The organism is Streptococcus sp. 400_SSPC, from assembly GCF_001072745.1.
GTDB lineage: Bacteria > Bacillota > Bacilli > Lactobacillales > Streptococcaceae > Streptococcus > Streptococcus xiaochunlingii.
The window spans coordinates 42653-60814 of sequence record NZ_JVIQ01000049.1; the positions used below are offsets into that span (position 1 = coordinate 42653).

Here is an 18162-nt window from a genome sequence, read left to right on the forward strand (position 1 = left end):
CTTATTTCCCATCCTTGCTATAAATGATAAGGGCGTAGCCTCGATCAACAGTTAAGGTAATCGGCTGATTGATAAACTCGTTGGAACCATAAATAGCCTTTTTAAAATAATTGGTCTGATTTAAGGGATACTTGGCTCCTTCAATCTGGATGGAAGCTCCCTCAACTGGCATAAAAGCTACATAGGTATAGCCTGCTATAGGCAGAATGGTATGGCGGCCTGCTGGACGATAGCAGAGATAATTTTGTTGGTCCATCAAGTAAAGTTGCGACATAGAGGGTGCAATCTCTGGATCGCTGGGCAAAAAAACGCTGGCCAAGTGGTGATCCAGACGACCACCAAAGGCTCCAAAAATCAGAATGTCCTCTTGAGGCCAACGTTCTAACACTTCCTTAATCGCCAATTCCAGATCCGTATCATTTTTTTCTGCTACCGAAGTCTGTAATTCATGAGCCGCAGATTGAATACTCTGGAATTCTTCAGGCTCGACCGAGTCAAAATCTCCAACTGCTAAAGATAGTTCCAATCCTTGCTCTAATAGGAAAAGGCAGCCTGCATCTACCCCGACATAAACATCCAAGTCTAGCGGAATGGTTTCCACTCGTCCTCCAGCTACAATCGCAACCTTAGTCTTGGATGGCTGCTCGAAGGGTTTGAACTCGTTCATTCACATCTCCATTAAACACATAGGAACCTGCTACAAAGACATTTGCCCCTGCTTCTTTCGCGGCGTGAATCGTTTTATCATCAATTCCCCCATCGACTTCAATATCGAAATCCAAGCCTTTTTCTTCACGCAATTGAACCAATTGACGAATCTTATCCATGGTTTCTGGCAGGAAGGCTTGCCCACCAAATCCTGGGTTGACAGTCATGACAAGTACTTGATCTACCAAGTTCAAGATGTGTTGGATACTTTCAACAGGGGTTCCTGGATTGATGACCACACTTGGCTTCACCCCTGCCAAACGAATTTTTTGAAGGGCGCCATGGATGTGTGGCGTCGCTTCGACGTGAATGCTAATGATATCTGCTCCGGCCCGCGCAAACTCTTCGATATGTTGCTCAGGATTGGTAACCATTAAATGGCAATCAAACACTAGCTTGCTGTGAGGACGCATACTAGCAACTACACCAGCACCAAAGCTGATATTAGGCACAAAGTGGCCGTCCATCACATCGATGTGAGCGTACTCTGCACCAGATGCTTCCAATTTCTTCAATTCACTTTCAAAATTTGCATAATCTGCACTCAAAATAGAAGGGGCTAATTTGTTTGTTTTCATATTCTTCAGGTCTCCTTATTTGGGTAATTTTTTCGATACTTTTTTGTAGGTTTCACGCCTATTTTCGATCTCGCTCAAAAACTGTAAGTAATTCTCATAGCGGAAGGAAGCTATGATCCCTTCCTCAACAGCGGGCTTGACGGCACAGGATGGTTCATGTGTGTGGGTACAAGTACGGAACTTGCAAGCCTGGCTCACCTTGGCGATATCTGGAAAAGCATGATTGAGATCTTCCGCATTATCGACTTCATAATCTAGAGAGGAGAAGCCAGGGGTATCCGCAATTTTGCCCCCATTGAGATCATAAAAACTGACAGCTCGCGTCGTATGGCGGCCGCGTCCAAGACTGTCGGAGATTTCTCCTGTCTCTAGTTCCAACTCCGGAGCCAAGGTATTCAAGAGGGTGGATTTCCCCACTCCTGTTTGGCCCATAAAGACCGTCACCTGATCCTTCAAGAGAGGCAAGAGCTCTTCCTTGTCAGTGACAAAGTCATAGCCCATTTGGCGATAGACTTCCTGGAAAGGAAGCACCTCAGCTGGATCTTCTAGTAAGTCCATTTTTGAAATATAGACAATCGGATGAATCACTTTTTGTTCCAAGAGGACTAAAAAGCGGTCCAATAAATTAACATTAAAATCCGGCTCTTTGGCAGACATGATGACGACAGCCTGATCTATATTCACAATGGGTGGGCGGACTAAGCTATTCTTTCTTGGGAATATTTTTAAAATATAGCCTTCCGAATTTTCTTCAGCTGAAAATTCTACCTTATCTCCAACATAGGGAGTTTGTCCCTTTTTCCGGAAATTTCCTCGGGCGCGTGTTTGGTAAATTTCTCCCTCGCACTCCACATAATAAAAACCGGCCAAGGCTTTAACAATCGTTCCTTGCAACTGGCACTCCTTTAAAGTTAATACTACCATTATATCAAAAAATATACGATAACGCTTGCGAACCTTAAATTCTATATATATTAGGATTTTATATTACCTTAAGACTCCGTACAGAATCACTATATAAATTCTGTTACTATTTTTTCTTGGCTTTTCTTTTAAAAAGAGTATAATAGAACTATGCGGAGGTGGTGGAACGGCAGACACGCATGCTTCAGGCGCATGTGCCCCTTCGGGCGTGAGGGTTCAAATCCCTTTCTCCGCATCTTGGAAAGGTGGCTCAGCTCGGTACGGCACCGGACTCGAAATCCGGCAAAGATTTTCTTCATGCGCGGGTTCAAATCCCATCCTTTCCTTCCATCATTCAAAAAGACATGAGATTCATATCTCATGTCTTTTCTATTATTTTATTCCTGCTTCTAGAAGTCCGTCAGCCAAACGAGCGAAGTCTTCTAAGCTAAGGGATTCTCCTCGTACAGAAGGTTGCAGGCCTGCAGCTTGAATCCCTCCTTCCAGTTTGGCTTTGATTTCTTCAGTCTTGCCAAAGCGACTGGTCAAGTTGTTCCATAGAGTCTTGCGGCGGTGGACAAAGCTAGCCTTGCTGACAGAGAAGAAGAAATCTTCATCCTTGACTGCCACTGCTGGTTCTGGGCGACGCACCATCTTGAGGATGGCAGAATCGACGTTTGGCGCTGGCACAAAGACGGTGCGAGGCACGATAAAGGCTACTTTAGCGGTCATATAGTATTGGACTGCAATGGACAAAGACCCGTAAGCTTTGGTATTAGGTTCGGCTGAAATACGGTCTGCCACCTCTTTTTGCATCATAACCACAAATTCTTGGAAAGGAATCTTGGATTCGATCAAGTGCATAAGGATGGGAGTCGTGATGTAGTAAGGAAGATTAGCCACTACCTTGATCGGAAGCTCTGGATTTTTGAACTCTGCGATGTACTGGTTGAGGTCTACCTTGAGGATGTCTTGGTTGACAACCGTGACATTGTCAAAATCACGCAAGGTATCCGCTAAGATAGGCACCAAGCGGTCATCAATCTCAAAGGCCATGACTTCTGCGGCATTTTCTGCCAAAAACTCCGTCAAAGCTCCAATTCCGGGACCAATTTCGATGACATTGACTGTTTTATCAATCTCAGCCGTATCGACAATCTTTTGAAGGATATTGGTATCGGTCAAGAAGTTCTGACCGAAGGATTTTTTAAAGGTAAAACCGTGACGCTCTAGCACTGCCTTGGTCACGCTATAATCTGCAATTCTCATTTTTTCTCTTTTCTAATCCGTTTAGTGTGAGACATACTCTCTCTTTTTTCTCCGCAGGCCAGTCTAACAGTCTTCTACAAAGGCATTCTGCTCCGCTTGGTAAACATAAGCTTCCCCGTTCTTATCTAAGACGGTTTCCAACAAGGGCTCCATTTCCAAGGCGTCTTCAAGACTGATGATGGTAATCTTAGACGGATCGTCCAAGTCTTCCTGGGACTCATAACCTGTAAAGAACTGCCAACCACTATCTTGTGAATGATGAGGGACATCGTGAATCGCCCAATTAATCTCACGTCGTAGGAAGCAATCCTTGGTAATCATGGCCCCTTTTTGCGTATCAAGATTCAGCGGAGGAACCATCAGACTGGCGATATGTTCCTGGGCAAATTCCAGCTCATCTCCAAGCTGGATGGTGGTAATATAAGCCGGTTGATTGGTTAAACATCCTTTGAACTTCCCATCGCGGATTTCAGTGAGTTCGACCCACATACGCTCTGCTCGACACCCATTCTCCAAGACTGTATCCAGCACAAAGATGAGGCGAACCTGGTCCCCAAGCTTCAATTGGTTGATTTCTTCTTGACTTGGAATCAAAAAATGCCGTGGATTCTTTTGATGTTCTGCGTGAACATTCTCCAAAGAAAATCCTATCACTTTTTTCTTATCTGTAAACAGGTCGAACAATCCCATCTTCCACCTCTATCTCTTTTTTAATAACTGGCCATCGTTTCTTCGACTTGCGCTAAACAAATTCCAAACAACTCCAAGCGATTGAGCAGTTGTTTGCCATTGCAGTAGCCGATGCGCAAGGCTTCTCCTAGATATTCCCGTCGTTTGCGACTTTCACTGCCCATCAGCAGACCGAGTCGCATCAGATCTGATTTGGTAATATCAAAGAAATGCTCATCTTTATAGGAGCCCACCAGTCCAGCAAGGGCTTTTTCCAAGTCTTCAAAGCTGGCATGCTCGACTCCCAAGGAACGGCCCTTGGTTTTTGATTTGGGTACTGCTTCGCCACGATTTAAAAAGGCATGCTTGGCCTGCGGAATTTCTTGCATGATGATCTTACGAATGCGCTCCCCATTGTAATCCGGATCCGTAAAAACTATGACTCCACGCAACTCCTGCAAGGTGGCAATTCGTTCTAGGTCATCATGATTAATGGCGGATCCACGTGTCTCATAGGTATCCACCTCATAATAGCGTTTCAGATTGGCCGTATCATCCTTGCCTTCAACAACAATCACTTCTGGTATTTTTCTTTTCTCAGTCAAGGCCAAATACCTTTCTCGCATTGTCATAGGTGGCTTGAGCTACTTCTTCTGTTGTCAAGCCACGTAGTGTTGCAATATGATCCACTACATAGCGGGTGTAGGCTGTTTTATTTTCCCGGCCCCGCTTAGGAACTGGTGCCAGATAAGGGGCATCTGTCTCAACCAATATCTTATCAAGCGGAAGGCCAGCTGCCGCTTCTTGGACATCTGTCGCCTTCTTAAACGTCACCACTCCAGAGAAGGAAATCATCATTCCCAGATCCATGAAACGTTTGGCTTCTTCAAGACTACCGGAGAAAGAATGCATGATGCCACCGCGCGGGCCCACTCCTTCACTCTTGATAATGGCGTAGGTATCTTCGAGAGCATCACGCGTATGCACTACAAAAGGCAAGTCCAAGTCCTTAGACAGTTGGATCTGACGGCGAAAAACCTTTTCTTGAACGTCTTTTGGTGCCGTCATCCAGTGGTAATCGAGACCGATTTCTCCTAGGGCGACGACTTTAGGATGTTTCAACTGTTCAAGTAAATAAGCCTCTACTTCAGGACTATAGTCGCCCGCCTCAGTGGGATGCCAACCCAGGGTAAGATAAACTTCCGGGTACTGGTCGGCCAAGGCTATTGCTCGTTCGATGGTTGGTTTGTCAAAGCCAACAACATTGTGGGCATGGACTCCCAGCTCTTTAGCTAGTTCTAATTCCTCTTTTTCTCTCCCTGCAAACTCTTCAACGTTGAGGTGAGTATGAGTATCAAAAATCTGCATATGGATCCTTTTCTACGATTTTTCTCATTCTATTATAACAGAAAGCCTAGCTGAATACACTTTTGGCAAAACAAAAACCAGTAGTCTCGAGTTTCTACTGGTTTTTAGTTTTTTATCTGAATTACGCAGCCAAAACTTTGCGTCCTTTACGACGACGAGCTGCCAATACGCGACGACCGTTTTTAGTTGCCATACGGTGACGGAAACCATGTTTGCGCGCACGACGAAGTTTACTTGGTTGATAAGTACGTTTCACGATGAATACCTCCTCATAGATTTTGTATTCGTTTAGCCGGCTATAATGTGATCAGTTACTAAACATACTTTACTATTCTATCTGATTCACGTCTGTTTGTCAATAGCTATGAAAAATTTGTTGGGGCAGGTTCAATGATACCGCTTTTATTGGGCATCTCCTTCTATCCTTTGACGAGTCGCTTCATAGTAAGGAAGCAAGCTAGCCATTCCTTTTTTTAATTCCTCAAGAATGGCATCTCGACTCGTCGCTTGCGATAGATTGACATCGACTTTTACCAAGACCTTTCGGACCTGGCCAGTTTCCACACCTTTGAGAAGTCTCTGGCGATTGGCTTCTGTCCCTTGGAATCGTTGACTGACACCTTCTATTTGGGCGAAGTAATAGACTGGCGAAGAAACCGGAAGAGTTAAAACGCGGTTCTGCTTTTGTAGACTCTCCTCATCCTTCTTGCGTTCGATAAAACTTACTTCCAGTGACACACCAAAGTCCTTCGCATCTCCATAAAGTCGCAAGGCAAACATCGGATCCGTTATCTCTCCCTCTCCTTGGAGATAAGCCCAAAAATGAGGGCGAAGAATTTGAGCTTGATTCATCCACTGACTGGTCCGATCTTGTTTTAAATGCGGAAAGAGCTTCTGAAAATCGCTGACCAAGTGGGTGAATTCCTGCCGAGCTTCTTGCCCTAACTCGCGATACTCTACCATTCGCTCTGCATCCTCACCAGCTTTAGCAGGAGCCAGGTACTTGATCCCCTGATAATTCAAAAAGTCTCTTATCTTACTATACATTCTAGTTTTCCTTTCTCAGACAGAAAAGGAGAGAGCAAGCTTACACCCCTCTCTCCCTTTAGCATCTTCCTTTTTTGATGGCAGATTAACCTTCAATATCGACGACAACGTAACGATTTGGTTCTTCTCCTTCAGAATAGCTGGTGACTCCATCCATTTTCGATACGATGCGGTGGATGATCTTGCGTTCGCTATTAGACATTGGATCTGTATGTTGCGCTCGACCTTCTTCTAGAGCACGACTTGCCAATTTTTGCGCATAGCTTTGAAGGACTTCTGCACGGTGTTCAACATAATCATTAACGTTGATCGCAATGTAGAAATTCTTAGAATACTGATTGTAAAGGTAGTTCTGTGCCAACAATTGAAGGGCCTTGAGAACTTTCCCGTGGTAGCCAATGACACGGCCTGGCTCATTGGTATCAATCTGCATATTGATGGTGCGACGGTTGTAGCTGCTTGAGATGCTAGCTTCGACATCCATTTCATCAATAACGGTTTGAACATAGGCAGTGACATCAGAAACAACCTTTTCAATGTCATAGCTTTCTTCTACTTCAATGCCCAAGTCAGCAAAATCAGACGTTTGGCGGATCTCAGCTTCGTTAAGACTTGAATCGAGAATCTCTCCATGACCTTGTTCTTCAAGAATGGTTTCAGGAGCCTTCTCATGTTTGAGAATCTCAGCCTTCACTTCTTCAGAAACTTCTTGGCCTTCTTCTTCAACTTTTTTAATCGCTGCTACCACGCGCCCCAAATCAACAGTCTCTTCACTGACACTCTTGACAGGTTCATTTTGAGCATTAATTTCCTCAGGAACTCCCTTAACAGCTTGTTGATTGGCTTTTGTCACTGTAGTTTCTGCAATTGGTTCGATGTCTACCACAGCTGGCTTCTTACCAAAGAGACCAAGGAACCCTTTCTTTTCACGAGAAACGACAGTAATATGTGCTTTCATGCGCGGGATATCTAATTCTTTCAAACCATTTTGAATGGCTTCTTCAACATTGACTCCTGTATATTGGACCATCTGTCAAACTCCTTCTTAGTTTTTCTTTTTCTGTGCTTTGTTAAATGCACGTCGTTTTTGTTTTTCTAGATCTTTGATTGCCTGTTGCTCTGCTTCACGCGCCGCAATAATCTTAAATGGATTGTTCAATAGGTAAGTTTGCCCAACTTGGTAAGCATTGGAAACCACCCAGTAGAGAGCAACCCCGCTGGCTGAGTACATAGCAAAGAAGAAAATCATCACGGGCATTGCATACATCATGGCTGTCATTCCACCATTTTTTTCTGGCATGGCTTTGTTGCTCAACCAGGTGCTAAAGAAGGTGAAGACGGCTGCCAAAACTGGCAAAATAAAGGTTGGGTCTGTTGCGCTCATATCCAACCAAAGAAAATGACCGACTTTTAGGAATTCTACCCGACTCAAAGCTTGGAACAAGGCCATCAAGACTGGCATTTGAACAAGCAATGGCAAGAAGGCAGAGGAAGTCTTGACGCCTTTTTCTTTATAGAGTTCCCGCATTTCTTCTGACATGCGAGTGCGGCTTTCCAAATCCTTCCCAGGATACTTGGCCTGGATTTCTTTCACTAGTGGCTGAATCTCCTGCATTTTGCGCGAGGAGGTCATTTGGTATTGGAAAACTGGCAAAAGAATGGTCCGAATCAAGAGAGTGAAGAGGATAATCCCGACTCCGATGTTTCCTCCGATAGAAAGAAAACGGATGACTTCAGCAAAGAAGTAAACAAATTTTTCCCAAACTCCTGATGATTGGGAAGTCACTTCAGACGTTCCACAGGCTGTTAATAAAAGGAGGGCTCCTCCGAGTAAGCTAGCTACTTTTAGTTTCTTTTTCACGTAATTACCTTTCCTGACGATAGACTTGCGCTAATTTTAATACATGGACTAGATTTTTTTCGACCTGATCAAAATCCAGTTCTTCAACTCCCTTTCGAGCAATCACAACAAAATCATCTGCTACAAGATGATCCTGGTGCTTCATTAAAACATGCCGAATCAAGCGCTTGATTCGGTTGCGTGTCACAGCATTTCCTAGTTTTTTACTCACGGATAAGCCGACACGGAAATGGGGCTGCTCTTGTGGCAAACGGTAGATGACAAATTTTCTATTTGCACAATTCTTGCCGCTTTTAAAAATGGCATTGAAATCTTTTTCTCGCTTGACACGATAGCTTTTTCTCAAACTCCCACTCCCTCTTTTAAATTTATTCTATTATACCATAATTTCAAAAAAAACCAACGACCTTCTGGCTCTTGGTTTAAAGCCTCCTCCAGTGCCGTCAAAACGGCTAGGAGAAGAGATGCTGGATGGTTGATAAGATGATGGGTAAGCTATAAATGAAGTTCAAGCCGATATGAGCAAGGATAGGATAATACAATGAGCTCGTCTTTTCATTCAATAATCCAAAAATAAGGGCGGGGATGGTATAGATCAAAAAACTCAAAAAAGTAAAAGGATGCTGGAGGAATTGAAGTCCACTATAGATAAGGGCTGGGGCCCATACACTCGCGTAGAAGGGCCATTTTTTAAAATAGGCTTGGACAAGCGCTCCACGAAAGATCAGTTCCACGGTCATCGGTCGAATGATGACCACTAATACAAAGAGGATGAGAGATCCTAAGGCTTCCAAGGTCACCGGAAAAGAGTGATAAATAGCTAGACGTCCTTTGGTGAACCCACTAAGAAAGTAGTCTAGCCAGTAGATGGCACAACTGGAGAATATAGTAGCGTAGATAGCGGGAAGGAATTGTTTCTTCTTCGCCCACTGAAAAACCATACGTGGACTGTATTTCTTTACCAATGAAAAAACAAGCACCAAATAACCTGCCTCTAAAAAGAGAAGGGTCCAAAAATAGCTAAGAGCTTGGCCGACTTGGTTGCTGACTAGTTGGGCCAACTCGCGAAATTGTGGCCGAACTAAGATATAGAAGACCAGTAGTAAAAGTGGATAAAAGAGCTTGGCTTTTGTCTTTAAAAATTTCATACATTCCTTTCGAGGGAGACAAAAAATGATTTATTGCATCTTACCATAATCATTCCTAGGATTCAATTAGAAAGTGAACCCAAAAAGGTCGAGACAACCGTCTCTGACCTCTAATTTCTATTGGAATGCTCGTTCTCCCCTTTTATGTAAATCACAAAGCCTACAAGCACGGACACAAGAATGGCTAGACACAGAATGGTTTCTAACCAGACAAGGGGCCTTAACAGAGAACTGTGCAATAGGCCTTGGGCCATTTTCAGGGAAGTAGCTGTGATGACCGTCGGGAAGGTTAAGGCTGAAAAGGCTGGTTGAAAGCCCTCTTTTAACATTTTAGGCAGACGCGTTAAAACGAAGAAATAAAAAGCTTGAGAGAGTCCAACCATGGTGTATAACAGCCAAACAGGTAGACTGGCTCCACCCACACGAACCAGGGCCGCTAACAGAAGAGAAAAGGGGGCACAATAGATGCCTTCTTGCCCTAATAAGTGGCTCGGTAAAGGGGCGGTCTTCAACCCCTGGTAGATCAAGGGGTAAAGAATCAAGGTTAAGACAAAGCCAAATCCGAAAGTCAGATAGGCCAGCCCAACCACTCCTACCACTGGGTAGGTCAAGGCAGCAACAGCAATCCCCACATAAAGAACGGTCCAACTAGGGGTGGCATTGGCTCTTGGTTTTGCCAATATATGGGTCTTGGTAAAGTAGAAGATCAAGCCACAATCTAAGAGGAAAGCAGCCCACCAAACTGCCTGGGCGAGTCCTCCAAATGTCGGAAAGAGTCGTAAGAGATAAGTCGATAAAACCATCCCAGCCATGGGGAAGGTCGCCATCCCAGATAGAAGGGCCGGTTCTTGTAGTTCAATCTTGGTTTCTGACCAGTAGATCAGATGGTGACATAAAAAGAAAACCCATAGGATCAAACCCGTCAAACTGAAGAAATGAGCCAGAACTGGGAAGGTATCAGACAGAAGGTTTCCAGCCCCTGCTAAACCTAACAGGCAGCCTGAAAATGCTAAAGGAATCTTTTTCATCTTGATCTCCAATCATTTTATCGCTTTCAGTATACCATAAAATACCAGGAGGGATCATCAAAAAAAAGTAGACACTAAAACTACTTCTTTTTTAAAATGCTTTAATTACTCTAGTATATAAGGAATTATGGAGTTTTTTTGCTGTAAATAAGCCCCATAAATCTCTAAAGACCATTAACACATAGAACTCCCCTATTCAAATGTAAAACTGAAAGCTACCAATAACCTCATCAAAGGCATCAAGCAAAATACTGTTGCTTTCCAGAACATTGACCACTTTAAAACTAGAATTTTCATCGTTTTGAACATCAAAAAGGAGAGAACCAATTCGATCCTCTCCAAGGTGTAACGTTTCCTCACCCATTATAGCTGACAAAATACCCAGAGTCCTTCTCCAATCTCCCTCTGAGATTTTAGAGTAGCAATCTTGACACTTACTTCTTTATAATGCAATCTATAAGCCTCTGTCAACATTCTTAAATAAGAATAAATGTATTCCTATTTTGCAATTTCTTCCAACATTTTTTCAATGTGTTGGATAGATTTCTCGCGACCAAGCAAGTAGATGGTTTCTGGCAATTCTGGTCCGTGCATCTCTCCTGAAACGGCGATACGGATTGGCATGAAGAGGTTCTTCCCTTTGATACCTGTTTCTTTTTGAACTGCTTTGATTTGCGGGAAGATATTTTCTGCCACAAACTCGTCATCTGACATGGCTTCGAGCTTGGCTTTGAATGCTTCAAGTACCGTTGGTACTGTTTCACCAGCCATGACTTCTTTCTCAGCTTCGGTCAATTCTGGGAAGTCCGAGAAGAAGAGGTCTGTCAATGGAACGATTTCATCCACTGACTTCATTTGTGGTTTATAGAGTTCCACCAATTTCTCAGCCTTGTCTGTCAAACGTCCTGCTGCTTCGAGGAATGGTTTTGCCATTTCAAAAATGGTCGCAAGATCTGCATTCTTGATATACTCATTGCTCATCCAGTCCATTTTCTTTTGGTCGAATGCTGCTGGAGACTTGCTGAGGCGGTTTTCATCAAAGAGCTTGATGAGTTCTTCGCGAGAGAAGATTTCGTCTTCCCCACCAGGGTTCCAACCAAGAAGGGCGATAAAGTTAAAGACTGCTTCTGGAAGGTACCCTTTCTTACGATAGTCTTCGATGAACTGAAGGGTATTGGTATCGCGTTTAGACAACTTCTTACCAGTTTCAGAGTTGATGATCAAGGTCATGTGACCGAACTCTGGAGCTTCCCATCCAAGCGCTTCATAAACCATGAGCTGTTTTGGTGTATTGGCAATGTGGTCATCTCCACGGATGACGTGAGAGATTTGCATGTCATGGTCATCGATCACAACGGCAAAGTTGTAAGTTGGGTAACCATCTTTCTTTTGGATAACCCAGTCACCACCGATATTGCCACCTTCAAACTCAATATCGCCTTTGACCATATCATGCCATTTGTAGATACCTGACTCATTCACTGCCAAGCGAACCGTAGGAATAATTCCCGCTGCTTCACGTTCTGCGATATAAGCTGCTTTTTTTTCTTCGCTCATGCCAAGGTATTCATTGATATAGCGAGGTGTTTCACCCGCCGCTTCTTGGCGTTCACGTTCCGCTACCAACTCTTCTTCTGTAACGTAAGATTTATAGGCTTTTCCTTCGGCCAAGAGTTGGTCAATGTATTTTTGATAGAGTTCCAAACGTTCAGACTGGCGGTAGTTCTCATGCGTCTCTGGACTTTCATCCCAGTCCATACCCAACCAACGAAGGTTTTCCAGCTGGGAACGTTCTCCATCTTCGACGTGGCGCTTACGGTCCGTATCTTCGATACGGATGATAAAGGTTCCACCATGGTGGCGCGCATACAAGTAGTTAAACAATGCTGTACGAGCATTTCCGATGTGTAGTAGTCCGGTTGGACTTGGTGCATAACGCACACGAATATCTTTAGTCACGTATGTTTCTCCTAATTGTTCATTGATTCTGGGCTTCTCTTCTAACTGGCCCAGGCACTTTTCACTCTATTATAGCATATCTCTGCATGAGTAGCTTCCTAATCGAGTCGTTCTTCTAGTTCAAAATCAATTGGCAGGGTTGCTAAGAAATGCTCCAACTCCCGCTCCCAATAAAACCATTCATGTTTTCCTGGTCCATGGCTGTAGGTGATATCAAAACCGAGGTCCTTCAGATGATCAACAGCTGTATTGTTGGCCTCATACAGAGCATCCTGCTCGCCACACCACGCCCATAAGACCGTCTTTTTATCTGAGTACTTCTCCGCAATGCTCTCCAAGGAGTAAGGACTCGTCGTCCAATCTTCTAGCTCTCCAAAGACCCCTTGCCAATAAGCCTTACTGCCAAGGTCAGTGTCTGCCAGTTGACGTCCCTCAAAGCTAAGAGCACCAGAAAAGCTAGCAGCATGCGAGAAGCGATTGGTTTGAAGGGCGAGTTTGAAAGATCCATAGCCCCCCATCGATAGACCAGCGATAAAGGTCTTCTCCCGCTTCTTAGTCATATTGGGGAAGAAGCGTGCCAAGGTCTTAGGCAATTCCTCTGCGATGGCTGTGTAGTAGGGATAGCCATACTGGGTATCCGTATACCAACCATTATTGGTATTAGGCAAGACAACAATCAGATTGGTCGAACGTAAGATCCGTTCTACATTGGTCCGTTTCAACCAGGAGTACTGATTGCCATTCATCCCATGAAGGAGATAGAGGACCGGGATATCTTGATCATCTGGATTTTCCACCCGAGATCCATCTGGGTAGAGGACGTTGATCCCCCACTCCATTGCGAGCGCTTCTGAATAGTATTCAATCTGCATTACTGCCATCTATCTTTCCTCACTATTTCTTCTTTTCCTTGATAAGAAAAAGCCGACGATCGACTTTTCCTCTTATCTTAATCCTAGCGTACTTCCATGACGACTGGCAAGATAGCTGGTCGACGTTTGGTCTGGTCAAAGAGGTACTTGGCCAAACTATCACGAACAGCACCCTTGAGCTCGCCCCAATCGAAGCTGTCCTGGGCTAAGTATTCTTCCACACTTTGGTTGACAATCTCAGCACTTTCGCGCAAGATATCGCGACTCTTCTTCACATAGATAAAACCACGAGTGTGAACTTTTGCCTTCGAGATAATGCGTTTTTCACGACGGTTAACCGTAATGGCCACAATAAAGATACCATCTTCTGAAAGGACTTTCCGGTCACGGAGCACGACATTTCCAACATCCCCAATGGCATTCCCATCGATGAGGACATCTCCAGCAGAGACGCTACCTGCAGGAACGAAGTCACCATTATCATATTCCATGATGGTGCCTTTTTTCGGAATGAAGATATTTTCAGGCAAAATCCCCACTTCCATCGCAAGCCGTGCATGGGCATCCAATTCGCGGTATTCCCCTTGAATTGGGAACAGATAGTTGGGGCGCAGGAGGTTGATCATCAATTGAAGATCACGCGCATTTCCGTGTCCTGATACACGCAAGCTTTGAGTAATCGCTTTTACGACCCCGCCTGCTTGATAGACCATGTTTTCTACACGTGCCATAACCGCTTCTTTAGCGATAGATGGAGTTGTTACGATATAGACCAAGTCACCATCCTTGATTTCAACATAGCGGTGACGGCCAATGGACATTTTACGGAGGCCGTTGATGGGTTCACCCATCCGCCCCGTTTCAAGAATAATCAATTCATGATCCTCAAAACGAGACATTTCTTTTGGCTTGATCAATATTTTTTCGTTGGCCAAAGACAGTTTATTTAAACGAATCCCTGTCCGGACAATATTTTCTACGTCAAATCCAGTCAAGACAACCCGGCGTCCTGTCTCTGCAGCTGCGTCAAAGACTTGCTGGATCCGTGATAGGTTACTTGCAACAGCGGCTACAATGATACGGCCATCCCAGTCAGCAATCGTATCTAGGATTTCATCCCCAACCTCTTGCTCACTAGCCACTTGAATCTTACTATCGGCATTGGCAGAGTCACTCAAGAGAGCGAGGACGCCTTCTTGTCCAATCTCTGCCAAACGAGCAAAGTCAGTCGCATAAAACTCACTCGCTGTCTGGTCAAACTTGAAGTCTCCTGTATAGACGATACTTCCTTCAGAAGTCTTGATGACAATTCCTAAACTTTCTGGAATAGAGTGGGTTGTCTGGAAGAAGGAAACAACGGTTCCTCCAAAATCAATCTCTGAGTTGGCATCGATTACATGGAAATCATTGAACTTCTTGACACTGTCATTGCTCTTGACAAAGAGTTTGGCCAACTCGATGGTCAACTCTGACCCAAATACGGGAACTTTAGCCTCCGCTAAAAGATAGGGAAGGGCTCCAATGGCATCCGCATGCCCGTGCGTTAAAAAGACTCCTGCGATACGATCGCTATTCTCAAAGAGGTAGTCCATGTTGGGAATAACGACATCGACCCCTAGTTGCTCATTTTCTGGATACTTGAGACCAGCATCCAAAACAAAAATAGAGCCATTTACTTCAGCTATGTAGAGGTTTTTCCCGTTTTCACGGACTCCACCTAAAGTAATCAACTTAATGTTACTCATGTTTTCTCCTTTATGTGATGGTTCATACTTACGGTCCTTGGCTCACCAAGTCGAATTACAGTTTTGCAATTTTCTTGCATATCTAGAACATTATACTATTTTTTCACGATTTTTTCAAAAGTCAGACCAAACAAAAGCCCTCCATCATCTGATGGAGGAACCCTTATCAAAACCCAAGACGACAGCATAGAATGTCAGCTTGCTAAAGAGACGCTAGTCCGTATGATAGTCATTTTTCTTATTCTCAATCACCCGTATCGCCGCCTTGATCACATGAAATTCATTTAACAGTTCTTCTAGGTGGTGGTAATTCCGATCGCTGAGAGCCCCTTTCTTGAGGGTTTGGGACAAGCTATAAAACCGATCAACATGCTCTTCAATATTGGCCAGTAACTCTTTCGCCTCTTTCAAACGGTAGCGATTCAGAAGCTTGCTTTGGCTATGTTTATAGGCGAGCACATTCTCACGATGAATATCTTGACAGACTTCCTTCTGCTCTTCATCCACCGTCAAATTGACCGCTTGGAAGCAAGTAATAAATTCTCGCTTCTTCAGATCACACACAAAGACGACACCGTCCTCTGCTACATAGGCTTCCGTATCGGGCCGTTGATCAAAACTGCTATCAAAATGATGAAGCGAGGGCACATGTTGATTGACCCAGCGTTTCAACTGCTCTTTATCGACCCCAAATCGTTCCATTGCTCTTTCTTTAAAGTGATCTCGACAGCTATATTCATGTGCGTATGGCAATCCCACTGACCTCACCTCAACTTTCTAGCATGACAGACAAAAAGACCTCCAGTCTTACGGGACTAGAGGTCTGGTCTGCTTCACTGACAAGAGGCGATTAACCATTTAGGCTAACGAAAACAACAGTTATGATTTTCATTTCTTTTCATGGTACGTTTTCACATACCAGTGGTTTTCTTTGCAATTTCTCTTTCAGTTTTGTTACAAAGCACTCAGTTGAGCATACCGAAGTTCGAAAACCATCTAAAGCTTCCACTACTATTTCCACGTATTTCAATGTCATTTAGTAAGTTAAGCAGACTTACTTGACGGCTCAACCGATTTAACATTTCCGGCGTTAAGGCTCTTTTCATAAAGAGCACGAACAAGTGTCAGCGAAGACAGACCTAAAACGAAGTAACCTAATGTATGAATCTATAAGGCATTGGTATCAACCCCTTCTCCCTTATCTTCACCTATAGTATACTCCTTTAATATTGGTATTGCAAGCGATTACACGCTGAAACTAGTTTCTAAATTTACTCAAAGAAACGGTAGTAATCAGACAGGTCCATCTTAGCCTTTTCCTCTTGGTTCAAGTCCTGGATAATCTTTCCATCCTTCATGACAATCAAGCGATTCCCGTACTTGAGCGCATCTTCCATATGGTGGGTAATCATCAAGGCAGTCAGTCGATCCGTTTTGACAAATCGATCCGTCAGCTCCATCAAGGCCTGACTCGTCTTGGGATCGAGAGCAGCTGTATGCTCATCCAAGAGCAAGAGTTCAGGACGCTTCAGGGTAGCCATCAACAGGCTCAGAGCTTGACGTTGTCCACCAGATAAGAATTCTACCGCCGTATCGACATGCTTCTCTAAACCATTGCCAATCTGGCTCAAAACCTCTTTAAACTCGTCTTTGTACTGGGCAAGGCGACGAGGAACCAAGCCCCGCTTTTCTCCTCGAAATTTTGCAATCAGGAGATTCTCGGCCACTGTCATACGAGGAGCCGTCCCCATCTTTGGATCTTGGAAGACCCGGGATAGGTATTTGGCCCGTTTTTCCGGACCATAGTGCGTCACGTCCTCTCCCTTGATCAAGACTTGACCACTGGTCAGAGGCAGAGTTCCAGCCAGGGTGTTGAAAAGGGTTGACTTACCAGCACCATTGCCCCCAAGAATGGTGATAAAGTCATGCTCATGAATCTCCAAAGAGACATTATCCAAAATGACTTTTTCTTCATTCAAGCCATTGTTCACCACGATGGTGGCATTTTTTAATTCTACAATTGCGGTCATTTGCTGAGTTTGACTCCTTTCAGCAGTTTCTCTTTAAAGGTTGGAATCATGAGACAGATCGCCAAGATGATAGCGCTAAAGATGCGAATGTAGCTGGTATTGACACCGATGGCAATCACAGCCCAAATTAAGAATTGATAAATGATTGATCCAATAACGATACTGAGCAAACGTTCTGCTAAGGTTAGTTTTGAGAAAAGGACCTCTCCGATAATCAAGCTAGCCAAACCAACAACGATGACCCCGATCCCTCGAGAAGCATCTGCATAGCCTTCTTGCTGGGCCATCAAGGCACCTGACAAGGCGATAATCCCATTAGAAACTACTAGCCCCATCAACTCCATCCGGCTGGTATGGATCCCAAAGCTTTTAGCCATCTCAGGATTGTCCCCCGTCGCAATATAGGCTTGCCCCAATTTAGTATCTAAAAAGAAGAGCATGGCAGCAATCACCAGAGTTACAAAGATGATCCCGATGATAATCTCGTTTACGCCACTGGCGATAGGAATCATATCTTGGATTTTTGAGTAGCCAAGCAAACCCAGGTTGGCCCGTTGCATCACAAAGAGAATGACTGAGTTACAGGAAGTCATCACCAAAATCCCCGATAACAGAGTCGGAATCTTTCCTTTGGTATAAAGAAGACCTGTAGCCAATCCAGCCAAGCACCCCGCACCAATGGCCGCCAGGGTGGCTAATAAAGGGTGAACCCCTTTGGTAATCAGAGTTACCGCAACGGCTCCTCCTAATGGAAAGGAACCCTCTGTGGTCATATCTGGGAAATCCAAGATACGGAAGGTCATAAAGATCCCTAGCCCCAAAATAGCCCAGATCAAGCCTTGTGAAATAATCGAAATAAGCATATCTTTGTCCTAACTATTGTAAATATCCTCTATTGTATCATATTGCGAGACGTGATTTCAATGCTTTCAAGAAATAACAAAAAGGCCCCACTCCTTAAAGCGAGGCCTCCTTGT

The 18162-nt window shown here is 44.2% G+C and carries 20 protein-coding genes, 1 tRNA gene and 1 pseudogene; 2 read left to right on the forward strand and 20 right to left on the reverse strand.

Annotated elements, in window-relative coordinates:
* Position 1: 1 nt before the first annotated feature.
* From ADH49_RS06410 to rsgA, 3 genes are read right to left on the reverse strand one after another with little or no spacing between them, the layout of a single operon-like run.
* Complete coding sequence (locus ADH49_RS06410) at positions 2–667, reverse strand: thiamine diphosphokinase (RefSeq protein ID WP_048690863.1); 666 nt, start codon at positions 665–667, stop codon at positions 2–4.
* Entirely contained in the window at positions 627–1286 is a 660-nt protein-coding gene (gene rpe / locus ADH49_RS06415; protein ID WP_023024510.1) for a ribulose-phosphate 3-epimerase, read from the reverse strand. The genes ADH49_RS06410 and rpe overlap by 41 nt, the downstream gene beginning before the upstream one ends.
* A 15-nt stretch (positions 1287–1301) precedes the next feature.
* Positions 1302–2180, reverse strand: a complete 879-nt coding sequence (gene rsgA, locus ADH49_RS06420) for a ribosome small subunit-dependent GTPase A (protein ID WP_048690865.1) — start codon at positions 2178–2180, stop codon at positions 1302–1304.
* A gap of 182 nt (positions 2181–2362) precedes the next feature.
* On the opposite strand from rsgA, the gene ADH49_RS06425 reads away from it, so the two are divergent.
* A tRNA-Leu gene (locus ADH49_RS06425) sits at positions 2363–2445 on the forward strand.
* 137 nt (positions 2446–2582) lie between these two features.
* On the opposite strand, the gene rsmA is transcribed toward ADH49_RS06425, so the two are convergent.
* From rsmA to ADH49_RS06485, 11 genes are all read right to left on the reverse strand, one after another.
* Entirely contained in the window at positions 2583–3458 is an 876-nt protein-coding gene (rsmA, locus tag ADH49_RS06435; RefSeq protein WP_048690867.1) for a 16S rRNA (adenine(1518)-N(6)/adenine(1519)-N(6))-dimethyltransferase RsmA, read from the reverse strand.
* Positions 3459–3521: 63 nt separating this feature from the next.
* A complete protein-coding gene (locus tag ADH49_RS06440; protein ID WP_048690870.1) occupies positions 3522–4148 on the reverse strand; it encodes an immunity protein Imm33 domain-containing protein in 627 nt (208 codons plus the stop codon).
* 20 nt (positions 4149–4168) lie between these two features.
* A complete protein-coding gene (gene rnmV, locus ADH49_RS06445; protein ID WP_172605119.1) occupies positions 4169–4753 on the reverse strand; it encodes a ribonuclease M5 in 585 nt (194 codons plus the stop codon).
* Positions 4725–5495 carry a TatD family hydrolase gene (locus ADH49_RS06450; RefSeq protein ID WP_048690873.1) on the reverse strand — a complete coding sequence of 257 codons (771 nt, stop codon included), beginning with the start codon at positions 5493–5495 and terminating at the stop codon, positions 4725–4727. Before ADH49_RS06450 ends, rnmV begins: the two co-directional genes overlap by 29 nt.
* Before the next feature lie 121 nt (positions 5496–5616).
* On the reverse strand, positions 5617–5751 hold the full coding sequence (gene rpmH, locus ADH49_RS06455) for a 50S ribosomal protein L34 (RefSeq protein WP_003003086.1): 135 nt from the start codon (positions 5749–5751) through the stop codon (positions 5617–5619).
* 146 nt (positions 5752–5897) lie between these two features.
* Positions 5898–6542 (reverse strand): hypothetical protein, encoded by a 645-nt coding sequence (locus tag ADH49_RS06460; RefSeq protein ID WP_048690875.1) that lies wholly within the window; start codon positions 6540–6542, stop codon positions 5898–5900.
* Positions 6543–6627: 85 nt separating this feature from the next.
* A complete protein-coding gene (jag, locus tag ADH49_RS06465) occupies positions 6628–7572 on the reverse strand; it encodes an RNA-binding cell elongation regulator Jag/EloR (RefSeq protein WP_048690877.1) in 945 nt (314 codons plus the stop codon).
* Positions 7573–7587: 15 nt separating this feature from the next.
* Entirely contained in the window at positions 7588–8403 is an 816-nt protein-coding gene (locus ADH49_RS06470) for a YidC/Oxa1 family membrane protein insertase (protein WP_048690880.1), read from the reverse strand.
* 4 nt (positions 8404–8407) lie between these two features.
* Positions 8408–8749 (reverse strand): ribonuclease P protein component, encoded by a 342-nt coding sequence (gene rnpA / locus ADH49_RS06475; protein ID WP_048690882.1) that lies wholly within the window; start codon positions 8747–8749, stop codon positions 8408–8410.
* A 106-nt stretch (positions 8750–8855) separates the two neighbouring features.
* Positions 8856–9551 (reverse strand): CPBP family intramembrane glutamic endopeptidase, encoded by a 696-nt coding sequence (locus tag ADH49_RS06480; RefSeq protein WP_048690884.1) that lies wholly within the window; start codon positions 9549–9551, stop codon positions 8856–8858.
* A 110-nt stretch (positions 9552–9661) separates the two neighbouring features.
* On the reverse strand, positions 9662–10579 hold the full coding sequence (locus tag ADH49_RS06485) for a TDT family transporter (RefSeq protein ID WP_048690886.1): 918 nt from the start codon (positions 10577–10579) through the stop codon (positions 9662–9664).
* A gap of 181 nt (positions 10580–10760) precedes the next feature.
* Between ADH49_RS06485 and ADH49_RS10280 the strand changes: the two are divergent.
* A pseudogene (locus tag ADH49_RS10280) lies at positions 10761–10928 on the forward strand (ISL3 family transposase); the annotation flags it as partial.
* A 149-nt stretch (positions 10929–11077) separates the two neighbouring features.
* On the opposite strand, the gene gltX reads toward ADH49_RS10280, so the two are convergent.
* The 6 genes from gltX to ADH49_RS06515 form a co-directional block, all read right to left on the reverse strand.
* Positions 11078–12538, reverse strand: a complete 1461-nt coding sequence (gltX, locus tag ADH49_RS06490; RefSeq protein ID WP_048690888.1) for a glutamate--tRNA ligase — start codon at positions 12536–12538, stop codon at positions 11078–11080.
* A gap of 98 nt (positions 12539–12636) precedes the next feature.
* Positions 12637–13419: an alpha/beta hydrolase gene (locus ADH49_RS06495; protein ID WP_048690889.1), complete on the reverse strand. Its 783-nt coding sequence runs from the start codon at positions 13417–13419 to the stop codon at positions 12637–12639.
* A gap of 74 nt (positions 13420–13493) precedes the next feature.
* Complete coding sequence (locus ADH49_RS06500) at positions 13494–15155, reverse strand: ribonuclease J (protein WP_048690891.1); 1662 nt, start codon at positions 15153–15155, stop codon at positions 13494–13496.
* Positions 15156–15368: 213 nt separating this feature from the next.
* Entirely contained in the window at positions 15369–15857 is a 489-nt protein-coding gene (locus ADH49_RS06505; protein ID WP_048690893.1) for a hypothetical protein, read from the reverse strand.
* Positions 15858–16426: 569 nt separating this feature from the next.
* On the reverse strand, positions 16427–17185 hold the full coding sequence (locus tag ADH49_RS06510; RefSeq protein WP_048690895.1) for an ABC transporter ATP-binding protein: 759 nt from the start codon (positions 17183–17185) through the stop codon (positions 16427–16429).
* Positions 17182–18048: an ABC transporter permease gene (locus ADH49_RS06515; protein ID WP_006595484.1), complete on the reverse strand. Its 867-nt coding sequence runs from the start codon at positions 18046–18048 to the stop codon at positions 17182–17184. The genes ADH49_RS06510 and ADH49_RS06515 overlap by 4 nt, the downstream gene beginning before the upstream one ends.
* Positions 18049–18162: the final 114 nt, after the last annotated feature.